This is a genomic window from Acinetobacter sp. NIPH 284, from assembly GCF_000369425.1.
In the GTDB taxonomy this organism is placed as follows: Bacteria; Pseudomonadota; Gammaproteobacteria; order Pseudomonadales; family Moraxellaceae; genus Acinetobacter.
Map to the genome: position 1 here is coordinate 67,180 of NZ_KB850012.1, position 18,599 is coordinate 85,778.

The 18,599-nt window shown below is 40.3% G+C and carries 20 protein-coding genes; 13 read left to right on the top strand and 7 right to left on the bottom strand.

Annotated elements, in window-relative coordinates; translation table 11 throughout:
- Positions 1-3 precede the first annotated feature (3 nt).
- Together murJ and ampD are read right to left on the bottom strand one after the other, a co-directional pair.
- Entirely contained in the window at positions 4-1,554 is a 1,551-nt protein-coding gene (murJ, locus tag F908_RS14390) for a murein biosynthesis integral membrane protein MurJ (RefSeq protein ID WP_171063600.1), read from the bottom strand.
- 62 nt (positions 1,555-1,616) lie between these two features.
- Positions 1,617-2,195, bottom strand: coding sequence for a 1,6-anhydro-N-acetylmuramyl-L-alanine amidase AmpD (gene ampD / locus F908_RS14395; protein WP_005163595.1), 579 nt, complete (start codon positions 2,193-2,195; stop codon positions 1,617-1,619).
- A gap of 144 nt (positions 2,196-2,339) precedes the next feature.
- On the opposite strand from ampD, the gene nadC reads away from it, so the two are divergent.
- Positions 2,340-3,185, top strand: a complete 846-nt coding sequence (gene nadC, locus F908_RS14400; protein ID WP_005163597.1) for a carboxylating nicotinate-nucleotide diphosphorylase — start codon at positions 2,340-2,342, stop codon at positions 3,183-3,185.
- On the opposite strand, the gene F908_RS16150 is transcribed toward nadC, so the two are convergent.
- The 4 genes from F908_RS16150 to F908_RS14415 all read right to left on the bottom strand — a co-directional run bounded on the left by F908_RS16150 (position 3,182) and on the right by F908_RS14415 (position 6,684).
- Positions 3,182-3,349 (bottom strand): ABZJ_00068 family colistin stress protein, encoded by a 168-nt coding sequence (locus F908_RS16150; RefSeq protein ID WP_005163598.1) that lies wholly within the window; start codon positions 3,347-3,349, stop codon positions 3,182-3,184. The two genes, nadC and F908_RS16150, sit on opposite strands and share 4 nt — an antisense overlap.
- A 311-nt stretch (positions 3,350-3,660) precedes the next feature.
- Positions 3,661-4,377, bottom strand: coding sequence for a ribonuclease PH (gene rph, locus F908_RS14405; RefSeq protein WP_004665354.1), 717 nt, complete (start codon positions 4,375-4,377; stop codon positions 3,661-3,663).
- A 108-nt stretch (positions 4,378-4,485) separates the two neighbouring features.
- On the bottom strand, positions 4,486-5,628 hold the full coding sequence (locus tag F908_RS14410) for a fatty acid desaturase family protein (RefSeq protein WP_171063602.1): 1,143 nt from the start codon (positions 5,626-5,628) through the stop codon (positions 4,486-4,488).
- A 30-nt stretch (positions 5,629-5,658) separates the two neighbouring features.
- Positions 5,659-6,684 carry a ferredoxin reductase gene (locus F908_RS14415; RefSeq protein ID WP_005163600.1) on the bottom strand — a complete coding sequence of 342 codons (1,026 nt, stop codon included), beginning with the start codon at positions 6,682-6,684 and terminating at the stop codon, positions 5,659-5,661.
- Between the two features lie 311 nt (positions 6,685-6,995).
- On the opposite strand from F908_RS14415, the gene F908_RS14420 reads away from it, so the two are divergent.
- Entirely contained in the window at positions 6,996-7,646 is a 651-nt protein-coding gene (locus F908_RS14420) for a TetR family transcriptional regulator (protein ID WP_005163601.1), read from the top strand.
- A 107-nt stretch (positions 7,647-7,753) separates the two neighbouring features.
- Positions 7,754-8,389, top strand: coding sequence for a TetR/AcrR family transcriptional regulator (locus F908_RS14425; protein WP_004665358.1), 636 nt, complete (start codon positions 7,754-7,756; stop codon positions 8,387-8,389).
- A gap of 49 nt (positions 8,390-8,438) precedes the next feature.
- On the opposite strand, the gene F908_RS14430 is transcribed toward F908_RS14425, so the two are convergent.
- Complete coding sequence (locus F908_RS14430) at positions 8,439-9,059, bottom strand: thiol:disulfide interchange protein DsbA/DsbL (protein WP_005163611.1); 621 nt, start codon at positions 9,057-9,059, stop codon at positions 8,439-8,441.
- Between the two features lie 178 nt (positions 9,060-9,237).
- Between F908_RS14430 and ubiG the strand changes: the two genes are divergently transcribed.
- The 10 genes from ubiG (at position 9,238) to F908_RS14480 (ending at position 18,553) form a co-directional block, all read left to right on the top strand.
- Complete coding sequence (ubiG, locus tag F908_RS14435) at positions 9,238-9,951, top strand: bifunctional 2-polyprenyl-6-hydroxyphenol methylase/3-demethylubiquinol 3-O-methyltransferase UbiG (RefSeq protein WP_005163612.1); 714 nt, start codon at positions 9,238-9,240, stop codon at positions 9,949-9,951.
- A complete protein-coding gene (locus F908_RS14440; protein ID WP_005163613.1) occupies positions 9,951-10,649 on the top strand; it encodes an HAD family hydrolase in 699 nt (232 codons plus the stop codon). The genes ubiG and F908_RS14440 overlap by 1 nt, the downstream gene beginning before the upstream one ends.
- Before the next feature lie 31 nt (positions 10,650-10,680).
- Positions 10,681-11,427, top strand: a complete 747-nt coding sequence (locus F908_RS14445) for a YciK family oxidoreductase (RefSeq protein ID WP_005163614.1) — start codon at positions 10,681-10,683, stop codon at positions 11,425-11,427.
- 179 nt (positions 11,428-11,606) lie between these two features.
- Positions 11,607-11,990: an RcnB family protein gene (locus F908_RS14450; RefSeq protein ID WP_005163616.1), complete on the top strand. Its 384-nt coding sequence runs from the start codon at positions 11,607-11,609 to the stop codon at positions 11,988-11,990.
- A gap of 111 nt (positions 11,991-12,101) precedes the next feature.
- Positions 12,102-13,457 (top strand): amino-acid N-acetyltransferase, encoded by a 1,356-nt coding sequence (gene argA / locus F908_RS14455; RefSeq protein ID WP_005163618.1) that lies wholly within the window; start codon positions 12,102-12,104, stop codon positions 13,455-13,457.
- Between the two features lie 310 nt (positions 13,458-13,767).
- Entirely contained in the window at positions 13,768-14,760 is a 993-nt protein-coding gene (locus tag F908_RS14460) for a sulfonate ABC transporter substrate-binding protein (protein WP_005163619.1), read from the top strand.
- Positions 14,761-14,901: 141 nt separating this feature from the next.
- Entirely contained in the window at positions 14,902-16,077 is a 1,176-nt protein-coding gene (ssuD, locus tag F908_RS14465) for an FMNH2-dependent alkanesulfonate monooxygenase (RefSeq protein WP_005163620.1), read from the top strand.
- Positions 16,074-16,877, top strand: a complete 804-nt coding sequence (gene ssuC / locus F908_RS14470; protein ID WP_005163621.1) for an aliphatic sulfonate ABC transporter permease SsuC — start codon at positions 16,074-16,076, stop codon at positions 16,875-16,877. Before ssuD ends, ssuC begins: the two co-directional genes overlap by 4 nt.
- Before the next feature lie 13 nt (positions 16,878-16,890).
- The gene (locus tag F908_RS14475) at positions 16,891-17,697 is read left to right on the top strand and encodes an ABC transporter ATP-binding protein (protein WP_005163622.1); all 807 of its coding nucleotides are present in this window, start codon (positions 16,891-16,893) and stop codon (positions 17,695-17,697) included.
- Between the two features lie 244 nt (positions 17,698-17,941).
- Entirely contained in the window at positions 17,942-18,553 is a 612-nt protein-coding gene (locus tag F908_RS14480) for a TetR/AcrR family transcriptional regulator (RefSeq protein ID WP_005163624.1), read from the top strand.
- Positions 18,554-18,599: the final 46 nt, after the last annotated feature.

The window sequence follows — 18,599 nt, forward strand, 5'->3', positions numbered from 1 at the left end:
CAATTAGGCTCTTAAATGTCTTGGGCGGAACCCTGTTGCCAATAATCCTACCGCATAGGCCACCACACCAATTACACATAAACCAGCCACTTCAGCGATGCGTAACCACTGTGAAATATCGCCTTGATACCAGGTCAGTGCATACCAAAGTGCAGCAATCATGGTCAGGTTGGCAATGGTAAATTGCATTGCCAGTTTCTTCCAATGCGCACCAAATCGATAAATATTCCGTTTATGTAAATAAAAATATAGCATACCCGCATTTACCAAAGCTGAACCTGATGATGCTAAAGCTAAAGCCATGTGTTCTGCATGCCAATCAATTAATTTAAAGAAACCGATAAAGACAACGTTTAAAATCGCATTCGCAGCCACTGCCATCAAACCGACACGAACAGGGGTTTTGGTGTCTTGCTGAGCGTAAAACCCAGGTGCAAATACTTTAATCAACATGAAAGAAATCACACCAGCACTCATACATTGCAAGGCTAGTGCTGTCATTCGTGTATCTTCCAACGTAAATTCACCGCGCTGAAACAATGCCTGAATAATTGGGATGGACAGCATAAATAAGGCAATACTTGCAGGAATGCCCACCAACATAATGATCTTGGCAGCCCAGTCAATCATGCTCCTGAATTTGGCCTGATCCTGTTCGGCATGACGTGCTGATAACGAAGGTAAAATCACTGTACCGATTGCTACGCCAATTAAACCCAATGGCAGCTCTGTCATACGTTCAGCACTATATAACCATGACACTGAACCATCTTGCATGAATGAAGCCCAAATCGTATTCAGCAATAAGTTGATCTGCGTGACTGATACACCAAATAAAGCAGGTAACATCAGTTTTAAAATACGGTCAACACCTTCATGTTTAAAATCAACCTTGGGTGGAATCAGTAGATTCTTTTTCCATAACTCTGGAATCTGGATGGCAAGCTGCAAAATACCCGCCACAACTACCGCCCAACCCAATGCCATGATCGGTTCAGCCATATACGGCGTTAGCCACCACGCCCCTGCAATCATTGCCAGATTCAGCAACACAGGTGAAAAGGCTGGCGATGCAAATGAACCATAGCTATTGAGAATACTGCTGGCAAAAGCCGTTAATGACATAAACATCAGATAGGGAATCGTAAGACGAAACATATCAACGGCAAGGTCAAATTTCTCAGGATCGTTATGAAATCCGGGTGCGTAGATATAAATAATTGCAGGTGCAGCAACCATTGCGACAAACGTCAATAATGACATGGCTGTGAGTAGACAACCAAAAACTCGACTGATGAGAATCTGAACTTCGGCATGCGCACGACTGGTTTTATATTCTGTTAGAACAGGAATAAAGGCTTGAGAAAATGCCCCTTCCGCAAATAAACGCCGAAAAAAGTTGGGAATACGAAAGGCAACAACGAAAGTATCGAAGTCCTTGCCCGCACCAAATACATTGAGTAGCACAACATCACGTACCAATCCCAAAATTCGGGATAACATCGTCATTGCACTGACAATGACAGTCGATCGCCACAATGCCATCGCATTCACCTACGGCTTATCTTTTAAAAAGCGTTATTGTAATGAAAGTCAAAATAGATTTCGTTGTGAAATCATAAATTCGACGAAGTTTTTTTAGATAGTAATTGACGGAATAATTGCCAATCAAAATATAACCCGGGATCAGTTTTACGTTTTGGGGCGATATCAGAGTGACCTGCAATATGATTCTGAATTTTTGGATAGGCTTGGCGCAGTGTTTTTACCACTTCTGCCAATGATTGATATTGTTCTGGCTCAAAGGGCAAGTCATCACTACCCTCAAGCTCAATTCCAATCGAATAATCATTACACTCTTTTTGAGCCAGATAACTCGAGCGTCCTGCATGCCATGCCCGATCATTAAAGTTTACAAATTGAATGACCTCTCCCGTACGCAAGATCAGCAAATGTGCGGATACCTGCATCCCTTCAATGGTCTGAAAATATGGATGGATAGACCAATCTAATTTATTTTGAAAAAACTGCTGAATATAGCCTCCACCGAACTGTGAAGGTGGCAAACTAATATTATGAATAACAATTAGTTGAATATCTGTATCATCAGGACGAGTATTAAAATTAGGTGATGCAATCTGGGGCGCACCGATTAATTTTCCATCTTGCACTTGAGTAAATTTAGTCTGTTGCATTATGACCCGAATCAGCAATTTAATGTTTATTTACTGCATTCTGACATGCTTTATCAGGAATAATCGAGATGAAATACTTATTTTTTATGAGGAGGGTGCTAATATATCGCACAAGTTTTTTGGTCAACATCTACTGGAACGGGTATGAGTATTCCTCAATCTTTGCTTGAACAATCTATTCAAATCAATATTCAACAAGCATTACAAGAAGATATTGGGGATTGTGATATTACCGCAATGCTTACCCCTGAAGAAGAGCAAGCAACCGCAACGATTATTACCCGTGAAGATATGGTATTGGCGGGTCAGCCTTGGGTGAATGCACTCATTCAAGCATATGACAGTAATGTTCAAATTACATGGCTAAAGCAAGAGGGTGAACTTGTAGCGGCAAATGAGGCGTTTTTAAAACTTGCAGGTTCTGCACGTAGTTTACTGACTGTGGAACGCCCTGCTTTAAACTTTATTCAAACTCTTTCTGCTGTGGCGACTAAAACTGCAAATTATGTGCAACAACTTGAGGGTTTAAACACTAAATTGCTTGATACACGTAAAACCTTACCCGGTCTACGTATTGCACAAAAATATGCAGTTGCTGTGGGTGGTGGACAGAACCATCGTCTAGGTCTATTTGATGCATTCTTAATTAAAGAAAACCATATCATGGCAGCGGGTGGGATTGCTCAAGCAATTGCTAAGGCACATGACATTGCACCGGGTAAACCTGTCGAAGTAGAAGTTGAGACTTGGGACGAATTAAACCAAGCACTTGAAGCTGGTGCAGATATCGTCATGTTAGATAATTTCAGCCAACAACAGATGATTGACGCGGTTAAACATGTTGCAGGGCGTTGCAAATTAGAAGCCTCAGGCAATATCACCATTGAAAATTTACGCGAAGTTGCAACAACTGGCGTCGACTATATTTCAATGGGTGTACTCACTAAGGATGTGAGAGCTGTCGATTTATCTATGCGTTTTAATGCTTAGACATCATCTATCTCAGTTGAATGCTTATGAGTCGAAGTATCGATAGATGCTTCGGCTTTTTCACTCCATGCTGACTTAGCTTGTGTCAAATCTGTTGGTCTTGGATCCGCAGCCATTAAAACAAAAGTCACTGCCGTTAATAAAACCAAAAAAACTTGTACCATGCTTCCCGTCCTTCTTTATTTTTCATTTTTCTAACCTATCAAAGCAAAATGATTCAAATAAATGGGTTATGTGACAAACTGCAAAGATTGTGTGATTTTATGTTGAGAAATAAATTGATCTGTTTATTTCGTTACTTGCTGTTACAGCCCTTGGCAACAAGTTCGTGTTGATATGCTATGGTTGGACTTTTGACTTGGTTTATACTCATTTTCCTGAGTATTTATAGGTTTATGCTTCATTAGCATCTAAATTGATAAATAAAAAAAAGGCGGTCTAAACATACCAGACCGCCCGCACTATCAACTGGAGATTACCAACCGAGTGCCTGCTGTTGCTTCTGAATCAATTCTGCGATTCCTTTTTCTGCAAGCTCTAACATGGCATTAGACTGCTGGCGAGTGAACGGTTTCTCTTCTGCCGTTCCTTGAATTTCAATAAATTCGCCCGCTTGTGTCATCACCACATTCAAATCCGTTTGGCAATTTGAATCTTCTTCGTAACACAAATCGAGTAAGACTTCGTCTTGGTACATTCCTACTGAGATTGCTGCTACGAGACCTTTTAATGGGTCTTGTTTAATCTTTTTATTGCTCAGTAACACATTCATGGCATCAACTAAAGCCACCGCTGCGCCTGTAATGGCTGCTGTACGCGTACCGCCATCTGCTTGAATGACATCACAGTCAATCGTAATCGTGTTCTCACCCAACTTCTTCAAATCCACCATGGCACGAAGACTACGACCAATGAGACGTTGGATTTCTTGGGTACGTCCTGTTTGCTTACCGCGCGCTGCCTCACGGTCACTACGTGTATGCGTCGAACGTGGCAACATACCGTATTCAGCAGTCACCCAACCTTGCCCTTGACCTTTCAAGAAACGTGGAACTGAGTTATCAATACTTGCTGTACACAACACTTTGGTATGACCAAACTCAACCAAAACTGAACCTTCTGCGTAACGGGTATAGTTACGTGTGATTTTTACTTCACGTAATTGGTCTAATGCTCTTTGGTCAATACGCATAATGATTCCTTAAAACTATGGCACAAATATGATTGCGCCATAGTATAGCTCAATTACACGTGCTTTCAGTTTTACTTATTCGTTACAATTCCACGAATAAGCAATCCTTTAAGCAAATTTAAATCTCGCTTTTAAATTAGTCCAACCTTGCGCCAATTGTGCCGACATATCATTTGGCAATGAACATTTTGCTAAACGTACCCAAACTGTCCAAAATTGCTTCATGAAATTCGCTTCGTTATAGTTCACGCCATATTCAGCACATAAAGCTCTGATCTGTGGTGCCACTTGCTCATAACGATTGGCTGGCATATCTGGGAACAAATGGTGCTCAATCTGATGGCTTAAGTTACCACTCATAAAGTGCATCCACTTACCACCTGTGAAGTTGCTCGAACCACGGATCTGACGTAAGTACCATTCAGCCTTGCTTTCGTTATCAGTATTATCGGCTTCAAAGGTTTCTGCATCTTCAGTAAAATGACCATTAAAAATCACTGCCGAAGACCATAAGTTACGAATCACATTGGCTACAGCATTGCCTGCCAATACTGGGATAAAGTTAATGGTCGCAATCGCAGGGAAAAACACATAATCTTTGAGGACTTGGCGAGTCGCTTTTTTACGAAACTCGGCTGCATCTGCCCACACTTGTTTCCATGTTTTAGTTTTGTAGACCAAAGCATCTTCTAAATGTAGGTTTTGTACGCCCACATACCATTGGAAAAAGAACATTAACTGTAATGCCAATGGAATATTGGCCAAATGACGAACTTCCCATTTTTGATCTTCCGTGACACGTAAGATGCCATAGCCCACATCATGGTCTTTGCCCACAATATTGGTATAAGTATGGTGCATATAGTTATGGGTAAAACGCCAATCATTCCCTGAACAGGTATTGTCCCAGTCATAATCTTCACCACGTAAACTTGGGTCATTCAACCAGTCAAACTGACCATGCATGACATTGTGTCCAAGTTCCATGTTTTCGACGATTTTAGATACACCTAACATTGCTGTACCCACTAACCATACAGGTGGAATCCAACCACCGAACATCAACATGCCACGAGATGCAATCTCGGTATAACGCACAAAATTACGGACTTTATAGATATATTTTGAATCTTCTTTGCCTAAATTCTGCATCACAGCTAGACGAATTTCTTCGACACGGCGACCAAATGCTTCAACTTGCTCTGGCGTTAAATGTGCTGACTTTGATGCTGCTTTAAATTCTAATGCCATATTCATTTCAATTATCCTCAATATTTGTTTTTATAGGTCAATCGTGACTGGGCTAAGGGCTTGGCTTACACATAACTTGATCGCACGATTAGGCTGATCATCAATCTCACCCGTAATCACATTCTGTGTTACACCACTAACTTTGGTACAGCTACAGCGATTACATACCCCCATGCGACAACCATGCTGTGGGCGTAAACCTGCTTGCTCCGCACTACTTAATAGATTGGTCGTTGCAATAAAATTCTGTTGTGCACGGCGGAAAGTAATCGGTTGAGCCTCGTTAGACTGCTCAATTTGTACAGGTTGGAAAAATTCCTGATGAAAATTCGATGCTGCATCCTGTTGAGCATAAATCGCTTGTGCTTGGCGCATCATGCTGTGATGACCACAAGCATATGCCTGTAATTCTTTAAAGTTCGGAACTAACTTTTCTAATAAAGCGGTATCTAAATGCTGCTTTTGCTGTGCTGTATTAAAAAAGTGATATTTCAGTTGTGGATATTGTTCTGCTAAAGCCAATATTTCCTGATGGAACACTTCAGTGCGGTTGAAATACACCACATGAATCTCTTTCAGGTTCTGTACAATCGCCTGTTTTAACAGTGAATAGATCGCAGTGATCCCTGAACCTGATGCAATTAACAGCGCAGGTTGTTGTCCCTGATGCAGTACAAAATCGCCTTGTGCTTGAGAGATTTCAAAACGATCCCCTACACGCAATTGTTGTGCTGCTTTTGACACTAAACCTTGAACCTTAATGCCTAATCGAATTTCACCATTTTTAGTCATATCGACAATTGAATAGCTACGTTGATGATAAACCCCATTGATCATTAGCGTGATCAAAACACTTTTACCTGCTTCAACTTCAATTAAATCAAAGTTGTGGTTTGGTTTTATGGTGAGTAAAACCATATCTGAGCTTAACGACTTTACAGCGGTAACTTCTGCAAGAATACGTTTCCAAGCAAACGTTGGCTTTATTTTTTGCAAAACAAAATCAACAAAATCTTCGCGAATCCAATGTGGCTGATAACTTAACTCTGCGTTCATACGTTCCTCGTTTTGTATCTGGCTATTTATTTTGAGTGAACAAATGTTCTTGTAGTGAACATATGTACACTATATTTATTTATGTTCACTGAGTCAACACTTGTTCACTATTTTTTGAAATTTTTTATGCTTTTTTATAAGTAATTAGAAATATTAATAAAATAATTATTCTTAGGCTTCACCACGCCAAAAGCGATTCCTGATATTTCTTTGTCTAATTGAAAATGTGTCTGATTTAGCTCTGGATTAGGGCTAAAAAAATGATGTTTTTTTTGCTAGACTCTACCGTATGGTTTTAATGGATCTTATTCATGTCGATTAGAGATGAACGAAAACAACAGAGTCGTCAGGCTTTACTTGATGCAGCGCTCCACCTCAGTACTTCTGGGCGTTCATTTAGTAGTATTAGTTTGCGTGAAGTTGCACGTGAAGTTGGCTTAGTCCCAACGGCATTTTATCGTCATTTCCAAGATATGGAGGCATTAGGGCAAGAACTGGTTGACCAAGTGTCTTTGCATTTAAAAAGCTTGATTCATCAATTGGGGCAAAGCTATTTAAAACATAGCGGATCTGCTAAAACACGGACAAGCATTGAACTGTTTGTACAGGCTGTCAATCATAGCCCTCAGCAATGGCAATTTATGATTGCAGAACGTTGGGGCGGCTCCGAAACTGTTCGTATTGCGATTGCACGTGAGATTGAATTTTTGATTGAAGATCTCGCAATCGATTTATGCAAACTCGAGACCTTTAAACACATTCGAGAAGCCAAAGATTTACAAGTGTTATCAACGATTCTGATTAATATGTCATTTACATGGGCAATGACGTGGATCAACTTACCGAAACAATTTGCAATTGATCGTTTGTTAGAACAACAAAACTTATTTATTGACAATGCAGCGACCCAAGTCCGCTTACTTTTCCGAGGTATCTCGAACTGGGAACCACAAAACGCCTGATCTTATCAAAGCTAAAGTTTGATATATAAAAGCATTGCTTAGCGTTATGATTAATAACACACTAATGCAAATGCCGTTTAGAACACTATGAGGAGCCTATAAGCATCATGAATCCTGATCGTCATACTCAGTTCTTAATTCGTAAAGAAAAAATTTTGCAGGTTGCAGAAAAACTTTTATTAGAAAACAACCAAGAAATGACCTTGGATGAACTGGTTGCCGAGCTAGATATTGCTAAAGGTACTTTATATAAACATTTCCGCAGTAAAAATGAATTACTGTTGGAACTGATTATTCAAAATGAAAAAGAAATCCTAAAGATTTCAGAAAAATATAACACTGATGTCAAAGAATATGCGCCTCGCTATATGCTTTACCATTTAACCTCACCGAGTCGTACGATTTTACTGCATCAGTTAGAAGAACATCTGACGATGACCGAGTCCAAGCTCAAACATCTGTTCGATGAGCTTTATGCAATCCGCCAACAGCGTATTATTTCGCTCAAAGATATGACTGAAAAATATTTAAAATCACAGAATTATGATATGTCGATTCGTGATTATCTTTCTTATATTTGGTCTCTGACTTACGGCGCAGCTTTGCTCTTGAATTCAAGCTATTACCAGCGTTCAATTGGTTCTCGTGAGAAGCTGATTAACTTGTATGTAAACCAAGCTCTGTCTTTACCGACACAAAAAGTTCAAATCGATTTAAAAGATTTACAGATCGATCAGAACTAAATAAAAAAGGACTGCCACTGCAGTCCTTTTTTATTGCTCATAGTACGAACTATTTCGCTTTGCGTTCTTTTTCTAATAAGTAATCAACAACTTGCGTCACTTTGCCATCTTCACCTTGCACAACATACTTACCGTTTACAACAACGGCAGGTACGCCCGTAAGTTGATATTGCTGTGCCAATTTATTTGACTCAGCCACTTTTGCAGTGATTGGGAAAGAGTTAAACATACTGTTAAATTTCTGTTCAGGCACGCCATAACGGGCAAAGAATTTTGCTTGTGATGCTTGATCAAAAATTTGTTGTCCGCCGTCATGGATGGCATGGAATAATGGAATATGGGTTTTCTTACGTACACCTAGTGCCTCAGACACATAGTAACCTCGAGCACCCTGCTCCCATACTTTATTCATCGCTGCTGGCGTACGGAGGAAATATACATCGCTTGGAATCTTCTTTAACCACGTTTGCATATGTGGTTCAAGCTTAAAGCAGTGCGGGCAACCGTACCAAAAGAATTCACGTACTTCAATTTTTCCCGCTGGCGCAGCTGTTTTACCCGGATTGGCAACCACGGTATAGTCTTTACCAGCAACAAAATCAGCAGCCATTGCATTCATCGAAAATGCCATTACAGCTGCACTTAAACCACCTAATACTAACTTTTTCATTGAGTTTACTTTTCCTCTAAGCATTTTTCGTAAGTTTATATGCTAAATATAAATCAAACACGACTAATTCGTTTTGCTTGTGTGAAGTTTTTTATTGGATTTATCGCTTTTTTTTCAAGAAGCGCTACACTAACAACAGATTAAATCGAAATAATCATCCTAATATAGAGGTATTTCCATGTCACAATTGAATGTTGACCCACAAGAAATCGCAAAATTTGAAGCATTGGCTGCTAAATGGTGGGATCAACATTCTGAGTTCCGCCCACTTCATCAAATCAATCCTTTACGTTTAAATTGGATTGACGAACGTGTTGGTGGTTTAGCAGGCAAGAAAGTGCTTGATGTTGGCTGTGGTGGCGGTATTTTGGCAGAAAGTATGGCTCGTCGTGGCGCTGATGTTTTAGGGATCGACATGGGCGAAGCCCCGCTTGCTGTAGGACGTTTACACGCACAGCAAGACAATGTGCAAAATATTGAATATCGTCAAATCCCAGTCGAAGAGTTGGCGCAACAACAAGCAGGACAATATGACGTAGTGACTTGTATGGAAATGATGGAGCACGTTCCTGATCCAGCCTCAATTGTCAAAGCCTGTCAAACACTGGTTAAACCAGGTGGACACGTCTTCTTTTCGACCATTAATCGCAATCCAAAATCCTATTTATTCGCAATTATTGGCGCAGAATATGTCCTACGTTTGTTACCAAAAGGCACGCATGATTATCATAAATTTATCCGTCCTTCAGAAATGGCGCATGATATTCGTAACGCAGGCTTGAGTCTAAAAGAAATGACAGGCTTACATTACAACCCTATCACTAAGCATTATTGGTTAGCACCCAATGTAGATGTGAATTATATGGTTCATACCACAAATACAGGTGCCTAATGAAAGCCGTTTTATTTGATCTTGATGGTACTTTGATCGACACTGCTGCTGATTTTATTCGCATCATTCAACAAATGTGCCGTGATGAACAACGTCCTGTTGTTGATGCAGCAACCATTCGCACTCAAGTGTCTGAAGGCGCACGGGCAATGGTCAAATTAGTGTATCCAGAATTGGATGTGACCGATCCCATCTTTCTCGCCCATCGCCAGCGCTTTTTAGATGTATACGGTGACAATATTGTGGTGGATACGGATTTATTTGTTGGGATGTATCCTCTGCTCGAAGAACTTGAGGCAAACCAGATTCCTTGGGGAATTGTCACCAATAAACCACGTGGTTTAAGTGAATCATTATTGGCTGAATTAAATTTAACTGAACGCTGTGCAGTTTTGGTTTGCCCTGAAGATGTCACGCATACCAAACCCGATCCTGAACCGATGTATCTAGCGGCGAAACAGTTGAATCTGGATGCCAAAGACATTATCTATGTGGGGGATCACCCACGTGATATTGATGCAGGTCGAAATGCAGAGATGTATACCATTTTGGCGGCTTACGGGTATTTACCAATAGAATCTCGTGATGATCTGAACGCTTGGCAAGCAGATGCAATTATCCAAACTGTGACTGAGTTACATCAACTGCTCAAACAGAAAATCTCTGCTTTATCAGAAAATCAGGGTATGATGAGCTAAACATTCAACATAAGAACTAGGAGGCATAACAATGAAATATTCAGAATATCAACCTCGTCCAGATCTACTCAAAGATCGTATCATTCTCATCACGGGCGCAGGTGATGGAATTGGTCGAGCTGCTGCTCTTAGTTATGCCCTTCATGGTGCAACTGTGGTTTTGCATGGACGTAGCCTGAATAAACTTGAAGTCATTTATGATGAAATTGAAGGTTTAGGTGCACCACAGCCTGCAATATTGCCATTACAGCTTTCAACTGCATCCAGTCATGACTATGAGCTCCTTGTCGATACGCTTGAGCAACAATTTGGTCGCTTGGATGGAATTTTACATAATGCGGGCATGTTAGGTGATCGAGTTGAACTAGCGGATTACCCTGTTGATGTTTGGGATGATGTCATGGCCGTAAATTTACGTGCGCCTTTCGCGTTAACTCAAGCATTATTACCACTGCTTGAAAAATCTGAACATGCTTCAGTGGTATTTACCAGTTCGAGTGTAGGTCGTGAAGCTCGTGCTTTATGGGGAGCATACTCTGTTTCTAAAGTTGCAACCGAAGCAATGAGTAAGATTTTTGCAGCAGAAAACACCTATCCGAATATTCGTTTTAACTGCATTAATCCAGGCGGTACCCGTACAGCGATGCGTGCGAAGGCTTACCCAGAAGAAGATCCAAAAATTCTTCCAACGCCGGATAGTATTATGCCTGCTTATCTTTATTTGATGGGTGATGATAGTTTAGATATGAATGGACAAAGTATTGACGCTCAATCTTAACCAATTGAATATAATAAATTTAACCTATATTAAATACGGGCTTCGATGATACTTTTCTAGAGAAATTGCTTAAGGATCTCCATCTTTTTAATGGAATAATGAATTGATCTTCACAGTTTCTCTGCATTTTTAAGGTACAGTTTTCACATGAGAGACATCCGAAGTCCATAAGGTGCATCATGAAAAAATTTTTCATTATCTTGGTTTTAGGTTCAACAACCCTATTGAGTAGTATGGGTAGTTTTGCAGGTCCACATTTTGATCGTGATGATGACTCACGCAGTGGGGGCTGGCAAGGTCGTAACTTTGATCGTCCAGATGATGAAAACCGTATGCGTGAACGTCGTATGCGTGAAGAACGTGGTGTTGAGCGTTTAAAACAACATCGCTGGCAAGCAGGTTACGTCATGCCACAGCATTATCGCGGAAACGGCTACAAAGTTGATTATAAATATAATAATCTCCCACGCCCTGGTCGTAATGAGCAATGGTATAAAATCAATAATGATTTTATTTTAGTCAACTCTGATGATAATAGTATTATCCGAATCATGGGGTTCTAAACATATTCTCGGACGATGACTGTACAAAGTTGAAGCGTTGTTTTAGGAATAGATTTATCTTTTTATTTTTTTCGTTAGAATCAGATAAATTGATGTATATCTGAGATGAACATGGCGAACCAAATAACTGAAACTTCACATAGCACAACGCAAGATTATGTGCATTGGTTTCGCCACTCAGCACCATATATTAATGCCCATCGTGATAAAACTTTTGTGCTTATGTTTGGTGGTGAGGCCGTCTTACACCAAAACTTTCAGCATATTATTCATGATATTGCCCTATTGCATTCTTTAGGGATTCGTTTGATTTTGGTGCATGGCGCACGCCCACAAATTAATCAAAATCTACATGAAAGCCAAATTGAAACGCCTTTTCATCAAAGTCGTCGTGTGACAACTCGTGCATCACTACGTAGTGTCATGAATGCAGTTGGATCGATTCGTTTAGAAATTGAAGCTCTTCTATCAATGGGCTTAGCAAATTCACCCATGTATGGTGCCCGCATTGATGTCGTTTCGGGTAACTTTGTAACGGCTAAACCCTATGGCATTCGGGATGGAGTTGATTTTCAGCTCACAGGTGAAGTCCGTTCAATTGATACCGATGCGATTCAACGTCACTTAGATAATCATAATATTGTGTTACTAGGGCCTACAGGTTACTCAACCACTGGAGAAGTATTTAACTTATTGGCGGAAGAAGTTGCGACTAAAACAGCAACTGCATTACAAGCCGATAAATTGATTTTGTTGGGTGAAAAACAAGGATTAATGAACGAGCAACAACAATTATTACGTGAATTAAGCTCGTATCAACTTGAACCTTATATTCAACAATACCAAACACAATATCCAGAATTCGCCTTACACCTCAAACAAGCTCAACAAGCTTCATTATCTGGGGTGCATCGTGTTCACCTCATTTCATATACTTATGATGGTGCTTTGATTGAAGAACTATTTACACGCGACGGGATTGGCACTTTAATCACAGATGCCCACTATGAAGAAGTACGCATTGCCAATATTCATGATGTTGGCGGTTTAATCAACTTATTACGTCCACTCGAACAGGAAGGTATTTTAGTCTATCGTTCACGTGAACGTCTTGAAAGTGAAATAGAACAGTTCGCAGTGATTGAACGAGATGGCATGATCTTAGCCTGTGCAGCGCTCTATCCTATTCCGGCTGAATCAGGTGAAATTAAATCTGCTGAAATTGCCTGTGTCGCTGTCGATTCGAGTTATCGTAAATCAAATCGTGGTAGCCAAATTTTGCAATTTTTGGAAACCAAAGCGAAACAACAAGGTATTCAACAACTGTTTGTTCTCACGACCCGTACCGCACATTGGTTTTTAGAGCAGGGTTTTAGCCCAGCAAGTGTTGATGATTTACCGAATGCTCGACAAGCGCTGTACAATTATCAGCGTAATTCCTTAGTCTTCAAAAAAGTTTTGTTCTAATTATATTTGACTTGAAGATATCTTTATTTCTGATAAAGATATCTTTTGACTTCTTTCATTTTTATTTTTATTCAGCTCATTAGAAAAATAAGCGCACTGTTTTTTTAAAAATCAAAATATAAAACAGAAACTTAATTGTGAATTAAATTTCAATACTTATTCATCTTCTCAATAACATTATCTATTTTTCTATTTTGCACTTTTCATCATAAGCAAAGCCCAATTATTTATTTTTTATGCATTAAAAAAAGTTTTAGCTTAATTGCTCAACTTATTTAGATCTTATAATTTTCTGGGGAGCACAATCAACATGGCTATTTTTATCAATCGCTCATGGGCAACTTCAACCATCATCGCAGCAACTATTGCTGGCGTAATGGGCGTTGCCGGTTGTGCAAAAAAACCTGAGCAGCAAGCAACACCAAAACAAGAAACCACCACATTAAATATCGGCTTTCAAAAGTATGGCATTTTGCCGATTGTCAAAGCAAAAGGTGAATTAGAAAAGAATCTTGCTGCTCAGGGCGTCAATGTAAAATGGGTTGAATTTCCAGCCGGCCCCCAACTTTTAGAAGGCTTAAATGTAGGTAGTGTCGTATTTGGCGAGGCCGGTGAAGCGCCTCCGATCTTTGCTCAAGCAGCAAATCCTAACTTGGTCTATGTTGCAAATCAGCCACCAGCACCTACCGCAGAAGCCTTAATCGTTCAAAAAGATTCACCAATACAATCTGTACAAGACCTGAAAGGTAAACGTATTGCATTGAACAAAGGCTCAAACGTTCATTATCTTTTATTGAAATTACTAGAAGCCAATAATTTAACTTTAAATGATATTCAGCCTGTTTATTTACCACCATCAGATGCTCGCGCAGCATTTGAAAAAGGCGCAGTCGATGCTTGGGTGATATGGGATCCATTCTTCGCAGCAGCAGAGCATCAAATCCATGCACGTGTGATCGCAAACGGCGAGCATTTGGTCAGCAATCATCAATTCTATTTAGCTGATCGTAAGTTTGCGGAAGGACATCCCGAAGTTCTAAAAACACTGGTAACAACATTGAATCAAACCACAGATTGGGTAAAGACCCATCCTGATGATGCTGCAAAATTACTCGAAAAACCAACCGCACTTGAACTCGATGTTTTAAAAACTTCAATTTCTCGCATGGGTTTTGGCGTTCAGCCAATTTCTGAAAAAGTCGAAAAAGAACAGCAGTACGTAGCTGATGCCTTTTTTGCTCAAAAATTAATTCCAAAGCAATTGGTCATTGCAGATGCTGTATTAAAAAACCAAGTTCAATAATTGAGAGTCTACTTTAGGTAATTTCTCATCGGTTTTGATTGTGATCAATCAAAGTGCTTTATCCCCCATGCAGATTGCAATCTAAAACACGATGCAATCTGTCTCATTCACATGATCTCATTCTTCATAAGGAATATCGACATGAATATTTTCTGGTTCATCCCCACTCATGGTGACAGCCGTTACTTAGGCACCAGCAAGGGCGCACGTCAGGTCGATCATGCTTATATGAAACAAATCGCCGTTGCTGTCGACAACCTTGGTTATGCTGGCGTATTGATTCCAACAGGTCGTTCTTGTGAAGATCCATGGATCACAGCAGCCAGCCTCATTGATGCAACAAAACAATTAAAGTTTTTGGTGGCGCTACGTCCCGGAATTACGACACCAGCATTGGCGGCGCGCATGGCTGCTACCTTTGATCGCCTATCCAATGGTCGTATTTTACTCAATCTTGTAACAGGTGGTGACGAGCAGGAACTCAAGGGCGATGGTCTATATGAAGATCACAGCACTCGTTATCAGACTGCTTCTGAATATGTCAAAATTTGGCGTGAGATTCTGACTCGTTCCCATACTGGCGAATCTTTTACTTTTCATGGCGAACGACTCAGTGTCGATGAAGCAAAATTACTTTATCCACCTGTGCAAAAGCCCTATCCTCCCTTATGGTTTGGTGGATCATCAACAGAAGCAACTGAACTCGCCGCTGAACAGGTTGATACTTATTTAACTTGGGGTGAACCACCTGCCGCGGTAGAAGAAAAAATTAATCATTTACGTGCCCAAGCAGCAGCCAAAGGACGTACTCTAAATTATGGTATCCGATTGCACGTGATTGTTCGTGAAACCAATGAACAAGCTTGGGCTGCCGCGGATGAACTCATTCAATATTTAGATGATGAGACTATTGCAGCAGCACAGAAAAAATTTGCACAAATGGACTCGGTCGGGCAGCAACGCATGGCGGCTTTACACGGCGGACGCAAAGATCAATTAGAAGTCTCACCAAACTTATGGGCAGGTATCGGTTTAGTTCGTGGCGGTGCAGGTACAGCTTTAGTCGGCGATCCAAAAACTGTTGCTGCACGTATTCAAGAATATGCTGACTTGGGGATTGATACCTTTATTTTCTCTGGCTATCCACATTTGGAAGAATCGATCCGCTTTGCTGAATTAGTATTTCCACTTCTGCCACTCAAAACTCGTGAGAAACTGACACAACCACACCTCACAGGTCCTTTTGGTGAAATCATTGCCAATAACTATGTGCCTGAGGTCAAAAAACCAAAAGCGTTGGTTCAGGAGGAGGCATGAGTACAACAACATTTCTAAATAATGTTTCACGTGGAACACAAAAAATAGGCAAAGGTCTCTTGCCGTGGTTGTTTCCAGTTTTATTACTACTGATTTGGCAAGCTGCTTCAAGTTCAGGTCTATTACAAAGCCGTGTATTACCTGCTCCAACTGCTGTAGTGAGTGCTTTTTGGCACTTACTGATCAGTGGCGAACTTTGGCATCATGTCAAAGTCAGCGCAGGTCGTGCTCTGCTTGGTTTGTTGGTCGGTGGTGGTCTCGGACTGCTTTTAGGACTACTTAATGGTTCATCACGCATTGCATCGACCTTACTTGATACCACATTGCAAATGATACGCAATATCCCTGCACTAGCACTCATTCCGCTGGTAATTTTGTGGTTTGGTATTGATGAAACAGCCAAACTCTTTTTAGTCGCAGTAGGTGTATTTTTCCCAATCTACATCAATACCTATCATGGTATTCGCTCGGTAGATCCTCAGTTGATTGAAATGGGTAAAAGTTACGGACTCAATCGCTGGCAATTGTATAAAGAGATCATTCTACCCGGCGCAATGCCTTCTATCTTAGTGGGACTTCGCTTTGCCTTAGGTTTAGTTTGGGTACTGCTTATCGTGGCAGAAACGATTTCCGCTCAAGCAGGTATCGGCTATATGACCATGAATGCACGTGAGTTCTTGCAAACCGATATCGTTTTGGTCGGCATTTTACTTTACGCCATACTTGGAAAATTAGCGGATGTATTAGCGCGAGCACTAGAGCGATATTTATTACGTTGGCATGCAGGCTATCAAAAATAAAAAGGTCAACTATATGAGTAATCTAAATTTAAATTTCTATGAAAATCCCTTGATTCAACCCCTTGGTGAATCTGAAGCATCGACTACTGCAAGCAATAGCAATGGTGCAAATATTCTGATTGAACAACTGTATAAGTTTTATGGTGAAGTCAAAGTGCTTGAAGACTTAGACTTAAATATTCAAGCAGGTGAATTTGTCGCCATAGTAGGTCGCAGTGGTTGTGGTAAAAGCACCCTACTCCGCTTAATCGCCCAACTTGAAAAACCTAGCTATGGCGAGATTAAATTTCAATCCGCAAGAAACTTTCGTGAAGGCATCACAAACGATGATATTCGCGTTATGTTTCAAGATCCACGCTTACTTCCGTGGAAAAATATTTTACACAACGTGCAATTAGGTTTACCAAAAGATCAACACCTACTTGCTGAAAATTTATTAGAAAAAGTAGGCTTAAAAGACAAATCCACACAGTGGCCAACTCAACTCTCTGGAGGTCAACGTCAACGTGCCGCATTAGCCAGAGCACTTTCTCATGCACCACGTATTTTATTACTGGATGAACCCTTAGGGGCGCTAGATGCTCTCACACGTTTAGAAATGCAAAACCTGATTGAACGCCTTTGGAAAGAACAGGGCTTTACCGCAATTCTGGTCACACACGATGTCAGTGAAGCGGTACAATTGGCAGATCGAATTATTTTGCTAGATCAAGGACATATTGCACATCAATTTCAAGTGAATTTACCACGACCACGTCAGAAAACTATTACATTTGCCCAGTTGGAACAACTGGTTCTTGATGCGGTTTTAGCCACCTAAAACCGCTTTTACCCATCTCAAAAACCACACATCAAGAACAAAAACCATTCGACAATTTCCCACAATGACTGAGAAATTATTTACAAAATATATCTCACCTGTTTTAGATTTCAATAATTATCAAACACATCGTGACTGCTGATTCAGCAACCCATGCTTTTTCGATAAAAAAATGCGGTTATTTTGCACAAATCCGACAATTTATCTTACAATGTCAATGACATTTTTTGAATCAAGCTCGCAGATGGAACAGAAAAAGAGTACACAAAAGCGCAATCAACTGCTGAATGCTGCCCTGGATGTTTTTTCCGTCTATGGCTTTAGTGGTGCAAGTCTGGATGAAATTGCACAACTGGCAAATATGCATAAATCCAATATCTTTTATTATTATGAAAACAAAGAGTCGCTGTATGTTGAGGTGCTCACCACCGTAATGCAAAAGTGGCTGGCACCCTTACAGATATTGGAAGTCGAACTTGAGCCAACTGAGGCCTTAACCCATTATTTGATGCAAAAAATCGAAATTTCAAAAGATCAACCTAAAGCTTCTCGTTTATTTGCATTGGAAATCATTCAAGGTGCGCCACATATTCTGCCAATCCTGAAAGGTCCATTGAAAAAGCTGTTTAAACGCAAAACTAAAGTGATTGAGACTTGGCAGGAACAAGGCAAATTATCCAAAGAAATTGATGCAGAATTATTAATTATCAATATTTGGGCAATCACCCAAAACTATGCGGATTTTTCGACGCAAATGGAGATGGTGACAGGCAAAACTTTGCGTAACCGTAGCATGTATCAACGCACCATTGAGCATACGGTACACTTGATGCTATATGGTGTGTTGCCACGTTAAGTTTTCTTTAGTTAAAAGCTTTAATTTTAGCCTCTGTACACGACAA

Bases quoted from the DNA above. Each gene is read 5' to 3' on its own strand.
- ubiG (WP_005163612.1), top strand. From the start codon at position 9,238: ATGTCACAATTGAATGTTGACCCACAAGAAATCGCAAAATTTGAAGCA.
- argA (WP_005163618.1), top strand. From the start codon at position 12,102: ATGGCGAACCAAATAACTGAAACTTCACATAGCACAACGCAAGATTAT.
- F908_RS14445 (WP_005163614.1), top strand. From the start codon at position 10,681: ATGAAATATTCAGAATATCAACCTCGTCCAGATCTACTCAAAGATCGT.
- F908_RS14420 (WP_005163601.1), top strand. From the start codon at position 6,996: ATGTCGATTAGAGATGAACGAAAACAACAGAGTCGTCAGGCTTTACTT.
- F908_RS14410 (WP_171063602.1), bottom strand. From the start codon at position 5,628: ATGGCATTAGAATTTAAAGCAGCATCAAAGTCAGCACATTTAACGCCA.
- F908_RS16150 (WP_005163598.1), bottom strand. From the start codon at position 3,349: ATGGTACAAGTTTTTTTGGTTTTATTAACGGCAGTGACTTTTGTTTTA.
- F908_RS14450 (WP_005163616.1), top strand. From the start codon at position 11,607: ATGAAAAAATTTTTCATTATCTTGGTTTTAGGTTCAACAACCCTATTG.
- F908_RS14480 (WP_005163624.1), top strand. From the start codon at position 17,942: ATGGAACAGAAAAAGAGTACACAAAAGCGCAATCAACTGCTGAATGCT.
- nadC (WP_005163597.1), top strand. From the start codon at position 2,340: ATGAGTATTCCTCAATCTTTGCTTGAACAATCTATTCAAATCAATATT.
- F908_RS14475 (WP_005163622.1), top strand. From the start codon at position 16,891: ATGAGTAATCTAAATTTAAATTTCTATGAAAATCCCTTGATTCAACCC.
- rph (WP_004665354.1), bottom strand. From the start codon at position 4,377: ATGCGTATTGACCAAAGAGCATTAGACCAATTACGTGAAGTAAAAATC.
- ssuD (WP_005163620.1), top strand. From the start codon at position 14,902: ATGAATATTTTCTGGTTCATCCCCACTCATGGTGACAGCCGTTACTTA.
- F908_RS14425 (WP_004665358.1), top strand. From the start codon at position 7,754: ATGAATCCTGATCGTCATACTCAGTTCTTAATTCGTAAAGAAAAAATT.
- ampD (WP_005163595.1), bottom strand. From the start codon at position 2,195: ATGCAACAGACTAAATTTACTCAAGTGCAAGATGGAAAATTAATCGGT.
- F908_RS14460 (WP_005163619.1), top strand. From the start codon at position 13,768: ATGGCTATTTTTATCAATCGCTCATGGGCAACTTCAACCATCATCGCA.
- F908_RS14415 (WP_005163600.1), bottom strand. From the start codon at position 6,684: ATGAACGCAGAGTTAAGTTATCAGCCACATTGGATTCGCGAAGATTTT.
- F908_RS14440 (WP_005163613.1), top strand. From the start codon at position 9,951: ATGAAAGCCGTTTTATTTGATCTTGATGGTACTTTGATCGACACTGCT.
- F908_RS14430 (WP_005163611.1), bottom strand. From the start codon at position 9,059: ATGAAAAAGTTAGTATTAGGTGGTTTAAGTGCAGCTGTAATGGCATTT.
- ssuC (WP_005163621.1), top strand. From the start codon at position 16,074: ATGAGTACAACAACATTTCTAAATAATGTTTCACGTGGAACACAAAAA.